This is a genomic window from Nocardia sp. NPDC056000, from assembly GCF_042269265.1.
In the GTDB taxonomy this organism is placed as follows: Bacteria; Actinomycetota; Actinomycetes; order Mycobacteriales; family Mycobacteriaceae; genus Nocardia.
In genome coordinates this window covers 214958-233537 of record NZ_JBHJXS010000012.1, presented here as the reverse complement: position 1 = coordinate 233537, position 18580 = coordinate 214958, and the positions used below count along the sequence as shown (strand labels likewise).

16 protein-coding genes (1 of these 16 only partly in view) are annotated in these 18580 nt (G+C 66.9%); 9 read left to right on the top strand and 7 right to left on the bottom strand.

From position 1 onward, the window contains the following. Nucleotides 1-21: 21 nt before the first annotated feature. From ACFC4D_RS32680 to ACFC4D_RS32670, 3 genes are all read right to left on the bottom strand, one after another. Entirely contained in the window at nt 22-642 is a 621-nt protein-coding gene (locus ACFC4D_RS32680; RefSeq protein ID WP_376068936.1) for a TetR/AcrR family transcriptional regulator, read from the bottom strand. A gap of 87 nt (nt 643-729) precedes the next feature. Further along, nucleotides 730-1962, bottom strand: a complete 1233-nt coding sequence (locus ACFC4D_RS32675) for a cytochrome P450 (protein WP_376068934.1) — start codon at nt 1960-1962, stop codon at nt 730-732. Between the two features lie 126 nt (nt 1963-2088). After that, on the bottom strand, nt 2089-3249 hold the full coding sequence (locus tag ACFC4D_RS32670; RefSeq protein WP_376068932.1) for a hypothetical protein: 1161 nt from the start codon (nt 3247-3249) through the stop codon (nt 2089-2091). Between the two features lie 107 nt (nt 3250-3356). On the opposite strand from ACFC4D_RS32670, the gene ACFC4D_RS32665 reads away from it, so the two are divergent. Next, nucleotides 3357-4028, top strand: coding sequence for a class I SAM-dependent methyltransferase (locus ACFC4D_RS32665; RefSeq protein ID WP_376068931.1), 672 nt, complete (start codon nt 3357-3359; stop codon nt 4026-4028). A 149-nt stretch (nt 4029-4177) separates the two neighbouring features. On the opposite strand, the gene ACFC4D_RS32660 is transcribed toward ACFC4D_RS32665, so the two are convergent. After that, a complete protein-coding gene (locus ACFC4D_RS32660) occupies nt 4178-5854 on the bottom strand; it encodes a helix-turn-helix domain-containing protein (RefSeq protein WP_376068929.1) in 1677 nt (558 codons plus the stop codon). Between the two features lie 193 nt (nt 5855-6047). Here ACFC4D_RS32660 and ACFC4D_RS32655 point away from each other — a divergent pair, with 193 nt between their 5' ends. From ACFC4D_RS32655 to ACFC4D_RS32645, 3 genes are all read left to right on the top strand, one after another. Further along, entirely contained in the window at nt 6048-6836 is a 789-nt protein-coding gene (locus ACFC4D_RS32655) for an FAD binding domain-containing protein (RefSeq protein ID WP_376068927.1), read from the top strand. Continuing rightward, entirely contained in the window at nt 6833-9643 is a 2811-nt protein-coding gene (locus tag ACFC4D_RS32650) for a molybdopterin-dependent oxidoreductase (protein WP_376068926.1), read from the top strand. The genes ACFC4D_RS32655 and ACFC4D_RS32650 overlap by 4 nt, the downstream gene beginning before the upstream one ends. A 205-nt stretch (nt 9644-9848) precedes the next feature. Further along, a complete protein-coding gene (locus ACFC4D_RS32645) occupies nt 9849-10349 on the top strand; it encodes a hypothetical protein (RefSeq protein WP_376068924.1) in 501 nt (166 codons plus the stop codon). A 17-nt stretch (nt 10350-10366) separates the two neighbouring features. Here ACFC4D_RS32645 and ACFC4D_RS32640 read toward each other — a convergent pair whose 3' ends face one another. Continuing rightward, nucleotides 10367-10981 (bottom strand): hypothetical protein, encoded by a 615-nt coding sequence (locus tag ACFC4D_RS32640; protein ID WP_364632104.1) that lies wholly within the window; start codon nt 10979-10981, stop codon nt 10367-10369. Between the two features lie 201 nt (nt 10982-11182). Between ACFC4D_RS32640 and ACFC4D_RS32635 the strand changes: the two genes are divergently transcribed. From ACFC4D_RS32635 to ACFC4D_RS32620, 4 genes are all read left to right on the top strand, one after another. Next, nucleotides 11183-12043 (top strand): helix-turn-helix domain-containing protein, encoded by an 861-nt coding sequence (locus tag ACFC4D_RS32635; protein WP_375955930.1) that lies wholly within the window; start codon nt 11183-11185, stop codon nt 12041-12043. A gap of 7 nt (nt 12044-12050) precedes the next feature. After that, nucleotides 12051-13169, top strand: coding sequence for a serine hydrolase domain-containing protein (locus ACFC4D_RS32630; protein WP_376068922.1), 1119 nt, complete (start codon nt 12051-12053; stop codon nt 13167-13169). 149 nt (nt 13170-13318) lie between these two features. Beyond that, nucleotides 13319-14341: an alpha/beta hydrolase gene (locus ACFC4D_RS32625; protein WP_376068920.1), complete on the top strand. Its 1023-nt coding sequence runs from the start codon at nt 13319-13321 to the stop codon at nt 14339-14341. 71 nt (nt 14342-14412) lie between these two features. Then, nucleotides 14413-15072: an LppP/LprE family lipoprotein gene (locus ACFC4D_RS32620; RefSeq protein ID WP_376068918.1), complete on the top strand. Its 660-nt coding sequence runs from the start codon at nt 14413-14415 to the stop codon at nt 15070-15072. Here the strand turns inward: ACFC4D_RS32620 and ligD are convergent. Further along, the gene (gene ligD, locus ACFC4D_RS32615; RefSeq protein WP_376068916.1) at nt 15069-16028 is read right to left on the bottom strand and encodes a non-homologous end-joining DNA ligase; all 960 of its coding nucleotides are present in this window, start codon (nt 16026-16028) and stop codon (nt 15069-15071) included. The genes ACFC4D_RS32620 and ligD overlap by 4 nt on opposite strands. Nucleotides 16029-16138: 110 nt before the next feature. Here ligD and ACFC4D_RS32610 point away from each other — a divergent pair, with 110 nt between their 5' ends. Next, entirely contained in the window at nt 16139-16951 is an 813-nt protein-coding gene (locus ACFC4D_RS32610) for a class I SAM-dependent methyltransferase (RefSeq protein WP_376068915.1), read from the top strand. Here the strand turns inward: ACFC4D_RS32610 and ACFC4D_RS32605 are convergent. Further along, nucleotides 16932-18580, bottom strand: partial view of a non-ribosomal peptide synthase/polyketide synthase gene (locus tag ACFC4D_RS32605; RefSeq protein ID WP_376069128.1) — the final stretch only. 26767 nt of this gene lie beyond the right edge of the window; 1649 of the gene's 28416 nt are visible here — the last part of the coding sequence; its start codon lies beyond the right edge, outside the window — the gene reads right to left on this strand; the stop codon is at nt 16932-16934. The genes ACFC4D_RS32610 and ACFC4D_RS32605 overlap by 20 nt on opposite strands.

Here is an 18580-nt window from a genome sequence, read left to right as displayed (position 1 = left end):
GCCCCCGCGCAATGGGAAGAGTTAGTTGGATTCGCCCGAAATGGGCTGCGGATCGGCGAAGCGGATCACCATGTCCACGGCCAGATCGAGATCCCGGCGAGCGCGCTCGGCATCGGGATTCGCCACGTACTGCACGATGAGACCATCCAGCACGGCCAGTGACAGCCGCCCCAGCGTCTCGAAGTCGACGGCACATCGCTGTCCCGTCGCGCGCGCGGCGCGCTCACAGAACTCGGCCACCAGCGAGGTGTATCGCTCGTACTGCAAACGCGCCAGCCCCTGCGCCCCCTCGGTCCGCGCGGAATACATCGCCAGCTCGTATTGCATGATCTGCACACCGATTTCATTCTCGACCAGCGCGCTCCAGAAGTTGGTCACACTGCGTCGCAGCACCTGCTCCACCCCGAGCCCCGGCTCGATTTCGACCCGCAGCGTCGCGGCGACATCGTCGGTGACGGCGGCGACCACCGCGCGCAGCAGGCTGTCCTTGCTCGGGAACACGTACTGCATGGTCCCCAGCGCGATATCGGCCTCGGCCGCGACCGCCCGCAGCGTCGTTCCGGCCACCCCCACCGCACCGAGCACCCGCACCGCCGCCGCGACAATCTGCCGCTCCCGCTCCGCCGCCTTGACGTACGCCACCCGACCTCCTCCTTCAGCGTCCCGAGTCTCCCACGACAGGACGCCGAGACCCCGAACCGCCCGACGACGCTCGGACCTGCATGCGGTTCAGGAGAGGACAGGCAGCGGGGGCGACGGTTCGAAGGTGGCGGGCAGGGCGGTGAGGGCTCGATGGAAAGGACCTGGCCGCCAGGTCAATTCGGTCGCCGGGACGGCCAAGCGGATTTCCGGCAGGGCGTCGAGCAGTTGATCGATCGCCTCCTGCGCTATCAGGTAGGCCAGCGGGCTGGCGGGGCAGGAGTGCGGGCCCGCACCCCACGCCAGATGGGAGCGGTTGCCGGAGCGGTGGGCGGTGGTGATGGCCGGATCGGTATTGCAGGCGGCCATGCTGATGACCACGGGCTGGTGGGCGGGGAGCCAGGTGTGGTCCACCAGGACGGGCTGGCGCGGAAAGCTGATGCAGAAGTTGGCCATCGGCGGATCGTTGAAGAGGACTTCGTCGAGGGCGTCGCGGGTGGAGAGACTGCCGCCCAGCACGCTGCCGCCGAAGCGGTCGTCGGCCAGGATCACCAGCAGGGTGTTGACGATCAGATTCTGCTGGGGTTCGATGCCCGCGCCGTAGAGGGTGGCGAGCTGATGGACCATTTCGGTATCGGTGAGTTCGGCCGGATGGTGCAGTATTCGGGTGGTGACGTCATCGCCGGGGTGCTCGCGTTTGTGCAGGGCCAGGCGTTGCAGGGCTTCGATGAGGAGCCTGTTGCCGTTCTCCGCGCCGATGCCCTCGAAGATGGCGCGAAAGCCCTGGGCGGCCTGTGCCGCGATGGCGGCGGGGCAGCCGAGCAGATGGTTGAGCACGTCGAACGCGAGCGGAAAGGCGTACTCGCGCACCAGATCCACCGATCCGGTGGCGCAGAAGCCGTTGATCAGGGAGATGGCGGTGCGTTCGACCGTGGCTTGCAGGCCGTAGCGGTCCACCCCGGCCAGTCCGGCGGTATTGGTCTGGCGGTAGCGGGTGTGTTCGCTGCCCGCGCTGCGCAGCGCGTTGGGTCGCCACTGCATCATCGGCAGGACCGGGCAATCGGCGGGCACGCCTTCCTGCCATACCCGGGGATCGGCCGGAAAGCGCTCCGGATCGTTGAGAATCCTTACCGCCGTGCGGTATTCGAGCACCAGGGTGGCGGGTATCCCGGGTGCGAGTTCGACCGGGGCCAGCGCGCCGAATCGGGCCCGCATCTCGCGATAGGCCCGATGCGGGTCAGCGGCGAATTCGGGGGTGTACATGGGCACGCGCGGATCGGCGGTGTCGACGGATGCGGCGCGGGCGGGATCTGGATCGGACATCGAAACTCCACGCGGTGAACGACATACCCCCCGCCGAACACCGCACACCCCGGACGTGGAACCAGGTCACCCTACCCACGCGCACCGACAAACGCGCGGCTATCTCGCCGATTCTGGGAAGAACTCCTACATGAAGGTGCTTTCCTTGGTCAGCCCGAGCGCGTCGTCACCGCCGGTGATGATGGGCTGGCAATTGCCGTATCCCACTCCGCCGCCCACCGGATCGGTGATCCGCACGACGGTGTCGCGAATCTGATGCAGGCGGCGGGCATTGTCGTAGGTCGAGCAGTCGGCGATCCACTCACCGTCCAAATGCGTTCCGGGGCCCTGCCATTCGCCGTGATAGCGCCCCTCGAAGCCGTGATAGAGCCCGGCTCCCAGGTGGAATCCGGTGTCCGACACCACCTCGATCTCCAGGGTGCGGGTGCCGCCCTCCACATCGGTGGCGTGCACGCGCCCGCCGAGGAGCCGCCGATTGTCCGGGTCGAAGCGCAATTCCGGGGTGAGGTCCCGCCAGCGCACGGTGCGGCCGTCCGGATATTGCAGGCCGCCCATCACGGTTTTGGACGAGTAGCCGGTGACCTCGACGATCTGATAGTGCAGGTGGATGCCATACCGGCTGCCGTCGGGGCGTTCCAAAAGCGCCGGGGCCCAGATCATTCGGAAGGACACCTCGGGTGGCAGCTCCATGGCCTGTACATCCGGGCGCGGCTGTCCGACGTCGTAGCGCACACCCCAGGAGTGGTCGCGCGTGGAAACCCAGTCCTCCGGTGTGATCTCGGTTCGCCGCCCGTCGATCTCCACCCAACCCGAGGCGACGCCGATCTGGTGGTAGCGCACCAGATCCGCGGAAACCCGGTAGCCGCTGCGCATATGGGTGCGGTCCTCGAGATGCGCGGGCAGTTCGGCGGTGAACAGCCAGTCGAACGCGATCGGCTGAATATCGTTGGGCTCCAGGATGAATCGGATCTGCTTCAGCGGTTCGACCACCTCGTACCGCACCGGCCCGATCACCGTGCGATCCGGTTCGGGCAGCAGTTCGCGATTGGCGCGCACCGTCACCTGTTCGACGCCGCGAGAAATCCCCGCGTACCCGTCCATAACATTGCGATTGGTGTATTTGCCGAGCCCGAATCCCAATTGCAGGCTGCCATCCCGGGCCGCCGCCATCGCGCACACCTTCTCGGTCCAGGACAGATCGCTGCTGGCGACCGTTCCGAAGGTGTCGGCGATCTGATGATGGAAACCCTCATCGGCGGGCAGCAGTGGGCCGATCGATTCACTCATGACATGGGCTTACCGGGCCGGGCCGCGGACCGTCCAACCTCCATCCCGCTCACCGGTGTGCGCGCCGGGCTTGACCTCGACCACGCTCGAGGTTGCACCCTGGAGGCATGACCCGAACCGAAATCTGGAATGCCGCATACGACAACGACACCGCGCCCTGGGTGATCGGCGAACCGCAACCGGCCATCGTGGCGCTCGAGCGCACGGGTGCGCTCGGCGGCCGCATCCTGGAGCCCGGCTGCGGTGCGGGCGAACATACCATCGCGCTGACCCGGCTCGGTTACGACGTGCTCGGTGTCGACCTGTCCCCCAGCGCCATCGACCACGCGCGCGCCAACGCGGCCGCACAGGGCGTGCCGAACGTCGCGTTCGAGGTGGCCGACGCTCTCGAGTTCATCGCCCGCCCCGACTTCGCGGGCACTCCCCCGGGCTCCGCACCCGCCTTCGACACCGTCGTCGACAGTGCGCTGTTCCACGTCTTCGGCACCGAACCCGAGATCCGGACCGCCTACGTGCGCAATCTGCACGCGGTCCTGAAGCCCGGCGGCGTCCTGCACCTACTGGCGCTCTCGGACGCCGAACCGGGCTTCGGCCCGCGCATCAGCGACCGGCTCATTCGCGAATCCTTCAGCGACGGCTGGGAATTGGAAGACCTTCACCCCACCCGCTACCGCGGCCGCGTCACCCCCGGAGTAGCCGAAGCGGCCGCCACCCTCGACGTCTCGCCCGAGGGCCTGGTCGATGTCGCCGCCTGGCAGGCCCGCATCCGCCGCCTCTGACCCGACATCAATCCATGGTTCGGCGGCGAGCGGTATTGCGCGGTAGTCGATCCGGGGCGTGGGCCGGGGCAGCCGGACCACCACCTCGGCAAGCCGCGCAGGGCGCACACGTGCCCAGCTCCGGCGAGAACCAGGGTGCGGGCAAGCCCTCAGCAGGCGCGGGGGATGTGGGGCGAGGCGGTGCGGGCGTGTAGCGCGGCGCGCAGGTCGATGCGGTCGTCGAGGCGGGAAAGGTCACGGCCGGTGAGCTTTTCGATGCGCTCGATGCGGTAGTGCACCGTATTGACGTGCAGGTAGAGGGCTTCGGCCGTGCGGGTCCAGGAACCGTTGTGATCCAGGAACGCGGTAAGGGTGGCACGCAATTCGATCCGGGCCGGATCGTTGTCGAGCAGCTCGCCCAGCACCTGGGTGCTGAAAGTCTCACGCACCGGATTCGGCACCCCGGCAAGCAGTTCGGCGAGCGTGGTGAGATCAGCGGCGGTGGTGACGGCCCGATTCAGGTGCGCCCCGGCCCGGCAGGCGTGATCGGCGCGAATCAAGCTGTCCCGCAGTGTCGCAACGGATTCGACCGAGCCGAGACCCAGATGCAGCCCGACATCCGGAGCACAGGAGCGCACGAGCTCGAAACGGCCGATCAGATCATCGGCTGCGGATTCAGAAATGACCCCGACGGCATACTCACCGCGCGCCGCGACCAACGGCGGCTCCGAAGTACGGTGTGCCAGCAACTCACTCAGCGCCGCCACCGCCGCACCCGACCTCAACAGGACCCCACTCGGCGCTGCCGTTGCGGCCACCGATGCCCCGGGCCGTACCGATGGGCCGCCCGGCTGCGCCGATGTGGTCACTGTCGTCCCGGGCCGCGCTGACATTCCGCCGGGCTGCACCGATGCATCCCCCGCAGACCCGGACCGCGCAGAGGTTCCACCCGGCTGCGCCGATGTCGCCACCGCCGTGACGATTCGATACGGCCCCGGGCCGAGGGGCTCCAATGTCGTTGCTATGGCGGGGTTCTCGATATCGCCGCGGTCCAGCAGCGCGATGAGCGCGGTGGTGGTCTCGGCGCGCCGATCCTGTTCCGCTGCCGCGAGTTCCCGATAGTGCCGCAGTATCTCGGCGACCTCGCGCAGCAATCGCGGTGGCGCGAGCGGACCGGGCAGGCGCAGATACCAGCCGTCGTAGGGCGAATCCGCTTCCCCCACCGGATGATTCGCACGCTCGCCGCGGCGCAGGCTCCGCACGATGGTCGCGGGCGATTGCACGGGCGCGGCGGAGGAGCGGGCGATGGTGCGCCCGCTCGCGGTGACCAGCGCGCACGGCAGCCCGCCGAGCTGTACGGCGATGCGGTCCAGCACCTCGGTCGGTTCGGCCTGTTCCCGGATCAGCCGGTCCAGTCCGCGCCGCACATGATCGGGCAGGGACGAATGCGGTGAGGCGGTCAGCGCACCCCAGCGCCGCAGATAGATCTCATCGGTAATCGTCCGGAACGTGGTCTCGGCGGGCACCGCCATCAGCACGATGCCCTGTTCGCGGCAGGCGCGCTGCACTTCCTCGGGCACGCCGCCATGTCGCACCACGCCCGCGAGCAGGGCCACCGCACCGGTATTCCGCAGTGCCGCGACGAACCGGTCGGCTTTCTGCCGCCCGCCGCGCGCGGTCCACCAGACCAGCCCGCTCAGCACCACCTCGCCGTCCCGCAGATATTCGCTGGGATCCAGCAGATCGGTCGCGGTGACCCCGCCGACCTCCTGTCGCAGCAGTTCGGGACGGCCCCACACCAGCTCCAAGGCCAGGTTCTCCAGTTGCAGCAGGTCATCCACCCGCATGAGCTGCTCCTTCCGCGCGGTCCGCGACGACCGCCGACATCGCATGGTAGATGCCCGCACTCGGTGTCGGCGATGTCTTGTTCGATCCACCGAAATTCGGCGCGGCACCCCCGGAATTTCGTATGCGCACCCGATGGCAGCGGCCCGCACCCCGGCTTGAATCGGGCAGGTCATCGATTTCGAGGGGTGCCGGGTGGATCTGAACACGATCGCGCAGGTGTGCGACGCACGCGAATTCCGCGAGTGGCGGGCGGGTGACGCCTGGCTGGGCGGCGGCACCTACCTGTTCTCCGAACCGCAGCCGCACCTGCGCCGCCTCATCGATCTGAGCCGCACCGGCTGGACTCCGCTGCACCGGCTGCCCGATGGCGGGTTGGAGATCGCGGCCACCTGTACGGTGGCCGAGCTGTTCCGATCCACCGAGCGGGAGCTGTTCCGGCAGTGCTGCCATGCGTTCCTGGCATCGTTCAAGATCTGGAATATGGCCACGGTTGGCGGCAATCTGTGCAATTCGCTGCCCGCCGGGCCGATGATCTCGCTGACCGCCGCATTGGACGGCTTATGCCTCTTGCAATCCCCGGCCGGGGTGCGGCGGCGGCTGCCGGTGCTCGAATTCGTCACGGGCGCAGGCGAGAACGTCCTGCGTGAGGGCGAACTATTGCGATCGATCACGATTCCCGCCGCGGCGCTGGCCCGCCGTACCGCCTTCCGGCAAGCCTCCCTGTACGGCCACGGCCGCTCCGGCGTCCTGGTCATCGGAATGCTCGACAGTGCGGGCGTACTGCGCCTGACCATCACCGCCTCGACCACCCGGCCGATCCGCATTCGCTTCCACTACCGGCCCGGCGCAGCCGAATTGCGCGCTGCCATCGATCAGGCCGTACCGGAGCGGGTGTGGTTCGACGATATCCACGGCCTGCCGCAGTGGCGCAGACATATGACCCTGCTGCTCGCCGAAGAGATCAGGAGAGAACTGGTATGAGCTTCGAAATCCAGGTCAATGACCGCACTTTCGACGACCAGCCGCGCGCGGGACAGTGCCTGCGCACCTATCTGCGCGAACACGGCTGCTTCGGGGTGAAGAAGGGCTGCGATGCGGGCGACTGCGGTGCCTGCACGGTGCACGTGGACGGCGAACCCGTGCACAGCTGCCTGTATCCGGCGGTGCGCGCCGACGGCCACAGCGTCACCACCGTCGAGGGGCTAGCGCGCGATGGCGAACTGCATCCGGTACAGCGGCGATTCCTGGACGCGCAGGGCTTCCAATGCGGTTTCTGCACGGCGGGTTTCCTGATGACCACCGCGAAACTCGATGAATCGCAGCTCGCGGATCTCCCCCGCGCGCTGAAGGGAAATCTGTGCCGCTGCACCGGATATCGCGCCATCGAGGATGCCATCGAGGGCGTGCGCCACACCGAGGAACCCGAGGCCGGTGCGGCGGTCGGGCGCAATCTCGGCGCGCCCGCCGGACCGCAGGTGGTCACCGGAACCGCCCGGTACACCTTCGATATAGATATCCCGGGGCTGTTGCATATGAAGCTGTTGCGCTCCCCGCACGCACACGCCCGCATTCTGCGTATCGATACCGAGGCGGCGCAACGCGTTCCGGGCGTGCACGCGGTGCTGACCCATCACGATGCCCCCGACCGCCTGTATTCGAGTGCGCGCCATGAACATCCCGAGGAGGATCCCGACGACACCCGCGTCCTGGACGATGTGGTCCGCTACGTCGGACAGCGGGTGGCCGCGGTGGTCGCCGACAGTGAGGCCGCCGCCGAGGAGGGCTGCCGTCGCATCGAGGTCGAGTACGACGTGCTGCCGTACGTCCTGGACCCGGAGGAGGCGATGCGCCCGGACGCGCCCCGGGTGCACGCCAAGGATGCGAAGGTCGCGCGCATCGCCCGGCCCGAATCCAATGTGGTGGGCGAAGTGCACGGCGAGATCGGCTCGGTGGCAGCGGGTTTCGCCGAAGCCGCCGTCATCTACGAAGAGACCTTCCGCACCCAGCGCGTACAGCACGCCAGCCTGGAAACCCATGGCGCGGTGGCCTGGTTCGACGAGGACGAGCGACTGGTGGTGCGCTCCAGCACGCAGACGCCCTTCCTTACCAGGCGCGCCCTGTGCGCCCTCTACGACCTGCCGCTCGAGCAGGTACGGGTGGTGGCCGGACGGGTCGGCGGCGGTTTCGGCGGTAAACAGGAAATGCTCGTCGAGGACATCGTGGTGCTCGCGGCCCTGCGACTGCGCCGACCGGTGAAGCTGGAATACACACGCGCGGAACAGTTCTACGGTGCGACCACCCGGCATCCGTTCACCGTTCGGGTCAAGGCGGGCGCACGCCGTGACGGCACGCTGTGCGCCCTCGAAGCCCGCATCGTGTCCAATACCGGGGCGTACGGAAACCACGGTCCCGCCGTGCTCTTCCACTCCGCGGGCGAATCCTTCGGCGTCTACCGCTGCCCGAACAAGAAGGTCGACGGTTATGCCGTCTACACCAATACCGTTCCGGCGGGCGCGTTTCGCGGCTACGGCCTGGGTCAGGTGGTGTTCGCCATGGAATCGGTGATGGATGAGCTGGCCCGTCGCGTCGGCCTGGACCCGCTGGTCTTCCGCGAGCGCAATATGATCGGCCCCGGCGAGCCGATGATCACCCCCGGCGGGCATGAGGAGGATCTGCATATCGCCAGCTACGGGCTCGATCAATGCCTGGGCATCATCCGCACCGCGCTGGCCGATCCCTTTCCGCCCGCACCGCCGGGCTGGCGCACCGGCACCGGCTTCGCGCTGTCCATGATCGCGACCGGGCCGCCCGGCGGTCATTTCGCCGATGCTCGAATCACATTGCTACCCAATGGCACCTACGATCTCGCGGTCGGCACGGCCGAATTCGGCAATGGCACCACCACGGTGCATCGCCAGATCGTCGCGCAGGAGCTGGGCACCACGGTGGATCGGGTGCGGATCAGACAGTCCGATACCGATGTGGTCGGTCACGACACCGGGGCCTTCGGTTCCACCGGCACCGTGGTGGCGGGTAAAGCCGTGCTGCACGCGGCGCGGGCCATGGCCGAGGTACTGATCGCGCGCGCTGCCGCACAGCTCGGTGCCGAACCGTCGCACTGCCGGGTGACCGAGCACGCCGTGGTGGCGGGCTCGCGGCGAGTATCACTCCAGGTGCTGTGCGCCGTCGCGGCCATCGATGGTGAAACCCTTGTCGCGGAGGGGCATTGGGGTGGCACACCGCGTTCGGTCGCCTTCAATGCCCAGCTGTTCCAGATCGCGGTCGACCCCGATTCCGGTGAGCTCCGCATTCTGCGCAGCGTGCACGCGGCGGACGCGGGCAAGGTGATGAACCCGCTGCAGTGCCGCGGACAGGTCGAGGGCGGTGTCGCCCAGGCGTTGGGCGCAACGCTTTTCGAGAATGTGCGGATCGACGAGCGGGGCGAGGTCAGCACCGCCGCGTTCCGCCGCTATCGTCTGCCCGCCTTCGCCGATATCCCGCGCACCGAGGTCACCTTCATGGAGACCTCCGACGCCATCGGCCCGCTGGGCGCGAAATCCATGAGTGAGAGCCCGTTCAATCCGGTGGCCCCGGCACTGGCGAACGCCCTGCGCGATGCCACCGGCATCCGGTTCACCGAACTTCCGGTCACCCGGGATCGCATCTGGCTGGCGCTGCATCACAGGCAAACTCGGCAGTTGCCGGGGCCCGCGATAAACCGTGCGCCTATTTCCCGATCCGATCTGGCCAGGCTCGTCGAACCGCTCGCCGATGACGTCGTGGAATGAGAATTCGACACAAACCGCGAAGTATCTTTCGCATCGCGAAACAAATGCGCTGCCGGATCGCTGCGAAAGGTGCCGGAAGGGCCGATACCGGCGGAAAATTCATGTAAGGCCCCTCGACAGATCCGTGGCCTACGCGCCGGAAAGTGATAGCTTTTCTCTATGGCCTGTGCGCGTGCCGGGCCGCTGGAACATTCAGGGAGATAACGTGTCACGGGCTGTGCGAGTCGCCGCCGCAGGGGTTTGCGGTGGAATTCTGGGGTTGGTCTCATGCCTGGTCGGCGTGGGCCCCGCACAGGCCGATGATTCCCCCGGTCCCGCGGTCGTCGACGGTACCGCGTATTTCGCCCTCGGCGGCTGGAACTGTTCGATCGATCCGGGCGGCGTCATCGGCTGCGATCTCGCCACACCGGCGGCCGCCATGAACGTCCTGTACTTCGGCACGCAGATATCGCTGCCGAATGTTCCGGCCATTGTGCTGGACTCGGCCGCATTACCGGCTCGCCCGCAATGGAATTCGAATGGCAGCCATACGCTGCCGGGCGGGAATCCGGCGCTGCAGCGCCTGCCCGCGACCACCTACCACGATCCCCAATACTCCATCACCCATGCCGGGGCGACCTGTCAGATCACCTTCAACGGCACCGCCGTCTGCACCTCACTGGGGCACGGGTTCAGTCAATGGGGACCAGTGCCCAATGGCTACTGATCCCCATGATTCACCGATTACCGGTACCAGACGCCGGAATCCCAGTCGCCGTAGTCCCAGACGTTGAAGTCGTAGCGACTATGCGCGCCACCGAACAGATAACCCCACCAACCGGCCGAGGTATCGCAGATCTGGTCATCCCGGTTGCAGACGGTCAGGGTCGGGAAACCGCCGAACCAATCGTCTACGCCGGCCAGTGGATAACCGATGATTCCGCTGCCGGGAGTCGAGGCGAGACCGCCCCAACCGGGTCCCGGAGCGCGCTTGGGATCCGCCAGCAGAATGGCATTGGCATTGTCGACTCCCTGATGCGCGGTAACCCAGGCGTGGACCAGGCCCGCGCCCTCGCTGTGCCCGATGATCCGGATGTGGTCGCCGGGGCACTGATTGCGATGCTGCCAGAACAGCCGGTCGAGTTCGTTCAACCCCGACATCGGGTCGGCGGAGTTGTAGCCCACGGGCTGATTCACGAATGGCGCGAATACCGAGGAGGAGTTGTCACCGAGTCCGCCGATGCCGATGGCCCAGTCGCCAAGGCACTCATCGGCATTCGCCCGCGGAGTCGTAACATAGGTAATGGAAAAGAGGACTGCCAACAATAATGCGGCGAAGAGCGCCGTTGCTCTACGCATGATCGTACTTCTTCACATATCGAGCTCTCCGGGTCGTGCCCGGCTTGACACCTATGTACCCAGAAGTTGCTGGCGTTCTTGATTTCTGCCGAAACAGTTACCTCGCACGCATTTTCGTAGGCCGTACCGAAATGAGCGGATACCGCACGGTCTGAACCGTCCGCCGCCGGACCGAGCGGTTAGCCTGGACGGGTGGGAACCATGAACTTCGGTGGCACCGGCACCGATTCGGGGTGGGACTTCGCGGCGGCGGGCCCTGCCGGCGGAGCCGCGATGATCGGCTACCGCGATCTCGGCACGGGCGGAATGGATCTCCGCGTCGCCGGGACCGCCGCGGTCACCCTGGTGGTCGAATTCGGCGGGCGCGGGCTGAGTATCGATGACGCCGCCGGACCGCGCAGGCTCGGTGGGTTCATCGCGGGGCTCGGCATGGACGCCATGCGAGTCGGCGGGGACGGGGTGCGGTGCGTGGAGGTCCGGTTGTCACCGGCGCGGGCCTATTCGGTGCTCGGCATCTCCCCGCGCGAGTTGGGGCGCGAAGTCGTTGATCTCGAGGATCTTTGGGGTGGGCGAGCGCTGCTGCTGCGGGAAGAGCTTGCGGCGCGGGACAGTTGGCGGGAACGCTTCGCGTTGACGGAAACGTTTCTGGCGCAGCGCGATAGACCGCTGCGCGCACCCGATCCGGAGGTGCTGGCGGGATGGGCTCGAATACTCGGCTCCGGCGGGCAGGTGCGGGTGGGCGCGCTCGCGGAATCGGTGGGGTGGAGCTATAAGCGGCTGTGGGGGCGGTTCGAATCGCAGATCGGGTTGACGCCCAAGCGGGCGGCGATGCTGGTGCGGTTCCGGGCCGCCGTGGACGGGTTGCTGGCGGGGCGGGCTGCCGCGGATGTGGCGGCGACGTGCGGATATGTCGATCAGGCGCATCTGTGCCGGGATGTGTCGATGTTCGCCGATCGCACGCCGGGATCGTTGACGGTGGATTATCTGCCCGCGATCGCCGAGCAGCGGTATCGGGCATGGGGAAGATTCGTCCAAGACCGGGCGGGGGCGCTCGGCCCATAGTCGGTCCGTGACCACAACATTCGAGCCCGACAAGCTACAGGGCGCACTGACCGATATTCACGACGCCGGAATGCCCGGGGTCTTCGCCGAGGTCCGCAACCATGACCAAATCTGGTGCGGGGCAGCCGGAGTCGCCGATCTCGCCACCGGGCGAGGTGTGACCGCCGATATGCGGCATCGCGTCGGCAGCATCACCAAGACGTTCACCGCGGCCGCGGTACTGCAATTGGTGGACGACGGCGAGATAGACCTCGACACGGCCATCGGCCACTACCTGCCGGACCTGGTTCCCGGCGAACGCGGCAACGCGATCACCGTTCGCATGCTGATCAACCACACCAGCGGACTGGCCGAATACCTGCCCTACGCGTACCCCTCCCTCGCGGCCTTCCCGAACCTGGCGAAAACCACCCCGGCGAGCCTGGATGACAACCGGTTCACCAGGTTTCAGGCGACCGATCTGATCGCGATGGGCGTCGCCGCGCCCGCCACCGGACGGCCCGGCATCCCGCCGGGCGTGTACTCGAACACCAACTACCTGCTGCTGTGCCAACTGCTGGAATCGATTACGGGCACCTCGGCCGAAAAACTCATCACCCGCAATGTCATCGAGCGCGCCGGGCTGCGCGATACCGAACTCCCGCTGGGCCTGACCGTCAACGGACCCCATTCCCTGCACTACGAGTCCTGGTTCGGCATGATCGACCCGCCGCGCGACTACAGCGTCTACAACATGTCCTGGGTGGGCCCGGCAGCCTCACTGATTTCCACGGTCACGGATCTGAACCGCTTCTTCGCACTACTGCTGGCCGGGGAGATCATCAGCCCATCGGCACTCGAGCAGATGCAGCGAACCGTCCCGGTCATCTCCTTCGAGGGAAAGACCATCGACTACGGCCTCGGCCTCCACAAAACCACCATCCCCGGCCGCGGAATCCATTGGGGCCATGACGGTTCCGTCTGGGGCGGCGGCGCCATATCCCTGACCAGCGGCGACGGCACCCGCCAACTCTCCGCCGCCGTCAACCTGCAACGCTGGAACCCCCTCGACCCCACCGGCAAACCCCACCCCCACCCCATCGACCACGCCCTCGCCACCTTCACCCACCTGGCACTGGGCGGTTGAAATATACAACCGCCCAGTTTCGCGGTCCGCGATCCATGCGCCGTGGTTAGGTATCGGGGCGGACTGCGTCGTGTCCGCGTGAGAGAGAACCGGGGACCGGATTGAAACGCCGAGTAGTAAGGCGCGCACTGTCTTTTGGAACGATAGGCATGCTGCTGGCAGCGGGTATTACGGTTTTCGGGGCGGGCCAGGGCGCGGCGGGCCCGAGTGACCCGATCGTCGCGGACCGGGCCCTGCTCGCCGATCCCGTTGCCGCCGATGGATCACGGATCGACTCGGTATCGGTCGACGGACGGAATCTGACGCTCCAGGTTCATTCGACGGCGATGGACAGGGACATCACGGTCAAGGTGCAGCGCCCCGCCGACGCGTCCGCGCCGCGCCCCGTGCTCTATCTGCTCAATGGGGCCGGTGGCGGCGCGGATATCGCCACCTGGTGGCGCAATACCGATGTCGGCGATTTCCTGGCCGCCCAGAATGTCAATGTGGTGATGCCGATCGGCGGCGCGTTCAGCTACTACACCGATTGGCAGCGCGACGATCCGGTGCTCGGCCGCAACAAATGGCGCACCTTCCTGCTGGAGGAATTGCCGCCGCTGATCGATCCGGCGCTGGGCACCAACGGGATTCAGGCCATCGCGGCCAATTCCATGACGGTGACCGCGATTCTGCAGCTGGCCGAGGCCGAACCGGGTTTCTACCACGCCGTCGCCGGTTACAGCGGCTGCGCGCAGATCGCCGATCCGATCGGTAAGCAGTTCACCAAGCTCGTCGTCGAAACCTGGGGTAAGGGCGATACCCGGAATATGTACGGCGACAACGACGATCCGGCCTGGGCCGCCAACGATCCGGTCCTGAACGCCGAACAGCTGCGTGGCACCCGGCTGTACCTCTCCAACGGCAACGGTCTGCCCGGACCGCACGATCGGACCGATGACGCGTACCTGTTGAACCCGACCCCGCTCGGCCTGGCCAATCAGCTCGTGACCGGCGGTGTCATCGAAGCTGCGGTGAACTGGTGCACCCGCAATCTGCAAGTCCGCCTGAATGAACTGGGCATCCCCGCGACCTGGGATCTCCAGCCCACCGGTACGCATTCCTGGGGTTACTGGCGCGATGCCTTCCACCGATCCTGGCCGGTACTCGCCGACGGGCTCGGATTGCCGAGCTGACAACGGCCCGGAGTGCAACGCTATTCACCTGTGGCGCGAAATAATCGGTACTGCCCAGGAGAAGGTGTCGCATGAAACGGGTAATCGGAGTTCTTGCCGCGGTCGGCGTGGTGGGTTTCGCGGCGGGCTGTCAGGGTGACGGGGCGACGCCTGTGAGCGGAGTGCCTACATCGTCACCGGTCGCCACCGCCGCGCCCGGAACCACCCAGGCGACGGTGACGCAGCCGACGGTCAGTCAGTCGGCGAGTAATCCGCAGACCGTTACGGGCACAACGCAACCCGGGGGTACCGCACCGGCTACCGCCGGGAGCGGGAAGTGTGTGGATCTCAATTCGCCGGTGGTCACCGCGGCGCTGGGCACGCTCGGGCCGAATGTGGGTGGTGATGGTTTCTACGCCGACAGCGGTACCCCGGCGGTGCTGGGCTCGTGTCCCAGTCTGCTGTGGGTGCTCGCGGGCACGCCGCGCGGGACGGCCAGTTCACCCTGGCATGTGTTGTTCTTCAACCATTCCGGATATCTGGGCACCGCCACCAAGCATTGGACGGCCTACACCACGGTGGTCGGGTCGTCGGATCGCAGTGTTCAGGTGCAGTACCGGTGGCTGGCCGATCAGGATCCCAGTTGCTGCCCGTCGGGCGGCCCGGTGACCGTCACGCTCACTCTGGGCTCGGATAATCACACGATCACCCCCGATCGCGACTTCCCCACGCAGGCAACGAATCCGCACTAGTCGTCGTCGAGGTCCACCACTTCGACCTTGTCGCGGTCGGCCCATTCCAGCAGTGGCGCCAGGTCGAATACCGCATCGTCGATTCCCGCGTGCAGATCGCCCAGTTCGGCATAGCGCGCGGGGACCGTGGTCATGGTGAAATCGCGCGGGTGCAGGTCCGGAATCTCATCCCAGCGCACGGGGGTGGAAACCGTGGCCTCCGGTATGCCGCGCACCGAATAGGCGGCGGCGATGGTGTGATCGCGGGCGTTCTGGTTGTAGTCGACGAAAAGCTGCCGCGGATCGCGGTCCTTGCGCCACCACGCGGTGGTGACATCCTCGGGGGCGCGGCGCTCCACCTCATGGGCGAAGGCCAGGGCCGCGCGGCGGACATCCTGGAAGCCGTACTCCGGGGTGGTGCGCACGTAGATGTGTAAACCCTTGCCGCCGGAGGTCTTCGGCCATCCGACCGCACCGAGTTCGTCGAGCACCTCGTGCACGACCCCGGCCACCCGCTGTACCCGCGACCACGGGCAGTCGGGCATGGGATCGAGGTCGATACGCCATTCGTCGGGAAGTTCGGTATCGAAGCGGCGCGAGTTCCAGGGATGGAATTCGACGGTGGACATCTGCACCGCCCAGATGACATCGGCGAGCTTGTCGACGCAGAGTTCATCGGCGGTGCGGCCGTAGCGCGGGAAGTACAGCTGCACGGTCGGAATCCAGTCCGGAGCGCCCGCGGGGACGCGCTTCTGATGCACCTTGCCGCCGGGCAGCCCTTTCGGGAAGCGGTGCAGCATGCAGGGTCGATCCCGCAGGGCGTTGACGATGCCGTCGCCGACGCTCAGGTAGTACCGCGCCAGGTCGAGTTTGGTCGCCCCGGTCTCGGGGAAGTACACCCGATCCGGATTCGAGATGCGCACCGTATGCTCGCCGACCGTCAGTTCCAGGGCCGGCGAGGCGGACTTACTGGCCACCCGTCCGACCATATCGGGCATTTCGACCCGGTGCGCGACACAACACGATTCACGTGCGGCGACCAGGCGAACCCCTAGCCAGTTAGTGCACCCTAAGTTAGGGTGCACTCATGAGTGAACAGGTATCGCTCGGCGCGATCCAGGAAACGCTGTTGATTCCGCTCTACGGCCGGGCGCAGGACGCCAGGCGGGGAAAGAGTGTGCTCTCCGATCGCAAGGCGATCGAACTCACCGAATCCATCGACTACGACTTCAGCAAATTCCGCGGCCCGTCGCTCGGCGGTTCGGTGCTGCGGGCCTCCATCTTCGACGAGTACGTTCGCGAGTTCCTGCGCGAACATCCGGCGGGCACCGTGGTCGATCTGGGCTGCGGCCTCTCGACCCGGTTCGATCGGCTCGACAATGGCCGTCTGCACTGGATCGACCTCGATGTCGAGGACACCATGGCGTTGCGGCGCAAGCACTTCGAGGATTCCGAGCGATACACCATGATCACCGGATCGATCTTCGATACCGACTGGTTCAGCGCGGTGGCCGAACGCCCCGGCCCGGTATTCCTGCTGAGCGAGGCCGTACTGCTCTACTTCCCGGCCGAACGGGTGCAGTCCACCCTGAGCCGAATCGCGAAGCAATTCCCTTCCACACCTTTGGCTTTCGATACCGGCGGCGCGTTCATGATGCGCAGTCAGGACAGCAACCCCGTGTTCAAGGCCGTCACCGCCCGGATGGAATGGATCTGCGACGATCCGAAAACCCTGGAGCAGTGCGGTTTACAGCTGCGCGAATCCCGAACCTTCGCGCAGCCGCAACCTTCGGTCGTCCGTACCTGGCCGCTCCAGTACCGCCTGGCCGCGAAGCTGCTGGGCCGGACGGCCCCGGTCACCACCTACAAACTCAACCTCTTCACCACCGCGTCCGGATAAGCCGCGATTCCAGGATCGGACCGATCTCGGCGGCCTTCTCCGCGTGCAGCATTCCGGTATGCCACGCGTCGATCGCGATCTGATCGATGCGCCCGGTGATGTGCTCGCGCCAGATCTCCGGGAATCGGTCCCGTCCGGTCTCCCGGGCGGCAGTGAGCAGCAGCGCGTCGCCCGCGAAGCAACCGGGTTGGTACGGAAGCGGTTTCGAGAAGCTCTCCACCACTCGCCGGACCTGTTCCGGCGCGAGGATGCCCGCCCCGCCGATGCGATCCGAGAGCAGGGCATAGAACTCGTCCAGGTTGTCGATCTCGGGTACCTCATCCAGTTTCAGCACATCGCGCCAGCCGCCGAGAATGCGGGCGACCGCCTCGACGACTTCGTGCTGTTCGGGTTCGGCGGTGTCACCGGCACCCGATTCCGGACTGGCGTCGACCAGGGCGAGCAGTCCGACCTCATGCCCCAGTTCGCGCAGTCGCACCGCCATGGCGTGTGCGATCTGCCCGCCCAGCGACCAGCCCACCAGGTGGTAGGTGGTGTCCGGGAATTGCTCCAGCAGTTCGCGCACGTACCGATCGGCGTACGCGCCCACCGATTCCAGCCGGTCTTCGCCCGCCACGATATGCGGGTCCTGGAAGCCGTAGACCGGGCGATCGGCGTCGAGATGACCGACCAGCGACCCGTACACCCAGGCCAGGCCGCCGCCCGGATGGACGCAGAACAGCGGTGCGCGGCTGCCCGCGGACCGCAGCGGGGTCAGCACGCCCAGCGAGATGTTCAGCTCGTCCGAGCTGTCCAGGTCGCGGGCCAATGCCGCGGGTGTGGCATCGGAGAACAGCCTGCTGGGTTGCAGCTGCCTGCCGGTGCGCGCGTGCAGGAGCGAGACGACCTGTACCGCACTGAGTGAATTGCCGCCCAGGGCGAAGAAGTCATCGTCCGCGCCGATTCGATCTTCTCCGAGCACTTCCGCGAACACCTGCGCCACCAGCTCCTCGGCCGGTGTCGACGGTGCGCGGAAGGTCTGCGCCGGGAAGACCGGTTCCGGCAGTCGCCGCCGGTCGATCTTGCCGGTCGCGGTGAGCGGGAACTCATCGAGCACCAGTACCGCGTCGGGGACCATATAGCCCGGCAGTCGCTGTGCCACAGCACTTCTGGCCTGCGCCGGGTCCACAGAACGCTCCGGGCGGGCCACCGCGTAGGCCACCAGGCGCACCTCGGATTCCGCGCCCCCGGCCGGGGTGTGCGCGACCACGATCGCCTGTTCGATATCCGGCAGATCGCACAGTGCGGTCTCGACCTCACCAAGCTCCAGTCGTTGCCCGCGCACCTTGATCTGGAAGTCCGAGCGGCCCACGAAGGCCAAAGTCCCTGCACTGGAAGCCGATTCGCCCGTCTCGGCGTCAACGACCCAGCGCACCAGATCGCCGGTCCGGTACAGCCGATCACCCGGTGCGCCGAAGGGATCGGCCACGAAGCGGGTCGCGGTGAATCCCGCCTGGCCCCGATATCCCCGGGCCACAGCGGAACCCGAGATATAGAGCTCACCGACCACACCGGCGGGAACCGGGCGCAGCCATGAATCCAGCACCGCCACTCGCACATCGGCGATCGGACCGCCGATATCCACCGCCC

Bases quoted from the DNA above. Each gene is read 5' to 3' on its own strand.
- ACFC4D_RS32650 (WP_376068926.1), top strand. From the start codon at position 6,833: ATGAGCTTCGAAATCCAGGTCAATGACCGCACTTTCGACGACCAGCCG.
- ACFC4D_RS32610 (WP_376068915.1), top strand. From the start codon at position 16,139: ATGAGTGAACAGGTATCGCTCGGCGCGATCCAGGAAACGCTGTTGATT.
- ACFC4D_RS32635 (WP_375955930.1), top strand. From the start codon at position 11,183: ATGAACTTCGGTGGCACCGGCACCGATTCGGGGTGGGACTTCGCGGCG.
- ACFC4D_RS32660 (WP_376068929.1), bottom strand. From the start codon at position 5,854: ATGCGGGTGGATGACCTGCTGCAACTGGAGAACCTGGCCTTGGAGCTG.
- ACFC4D_RS32665 (WP_376068931.1), top strand. From the start codon at position 3,357: ATGACCCGAACCGAAATCTGGAATGCCGCATACGACAACGACACCGCG.
- ACFC4D_RS32620 (WP_376068918.1), top strand. From the start codon at position 14,413: ATGAAACGGGTAATCGGAGTTCTTGCCGCGGTCGGCGTGGTGGGTTTC.
- ACFC4D_RS32675 (WP_376068934.1), bottom strand. From the start codon at position 1,962: ATGTCCGATCCAGATCCCGCCCGCGCCGCATCCGTCGACACCGCCGAT.
- ACFC4D_RS32670 (WP_376068932.1), bottom strand. From the start codon at position 3,249: ATGAGTGAATCGATCGGCCCACTGCTGCCCGCCGATGAGGGTTTCCAT.
- ACFC4D_RS32640 (WP_364632104.1), bottom strand. From the start codon at position 10,981: ATGCGTAGAGCAACGGCGCTCTTCGCCGCATTATTGTTGGCAGTCCTC.
- ACFC4D_RS32625 (WP_376068920.1), top strand. From the start codon at position 13,319: ATGCTGCTGGCAGCGGGTATTACGGTTTTCGGGGCGGGCCAGGGCGCG.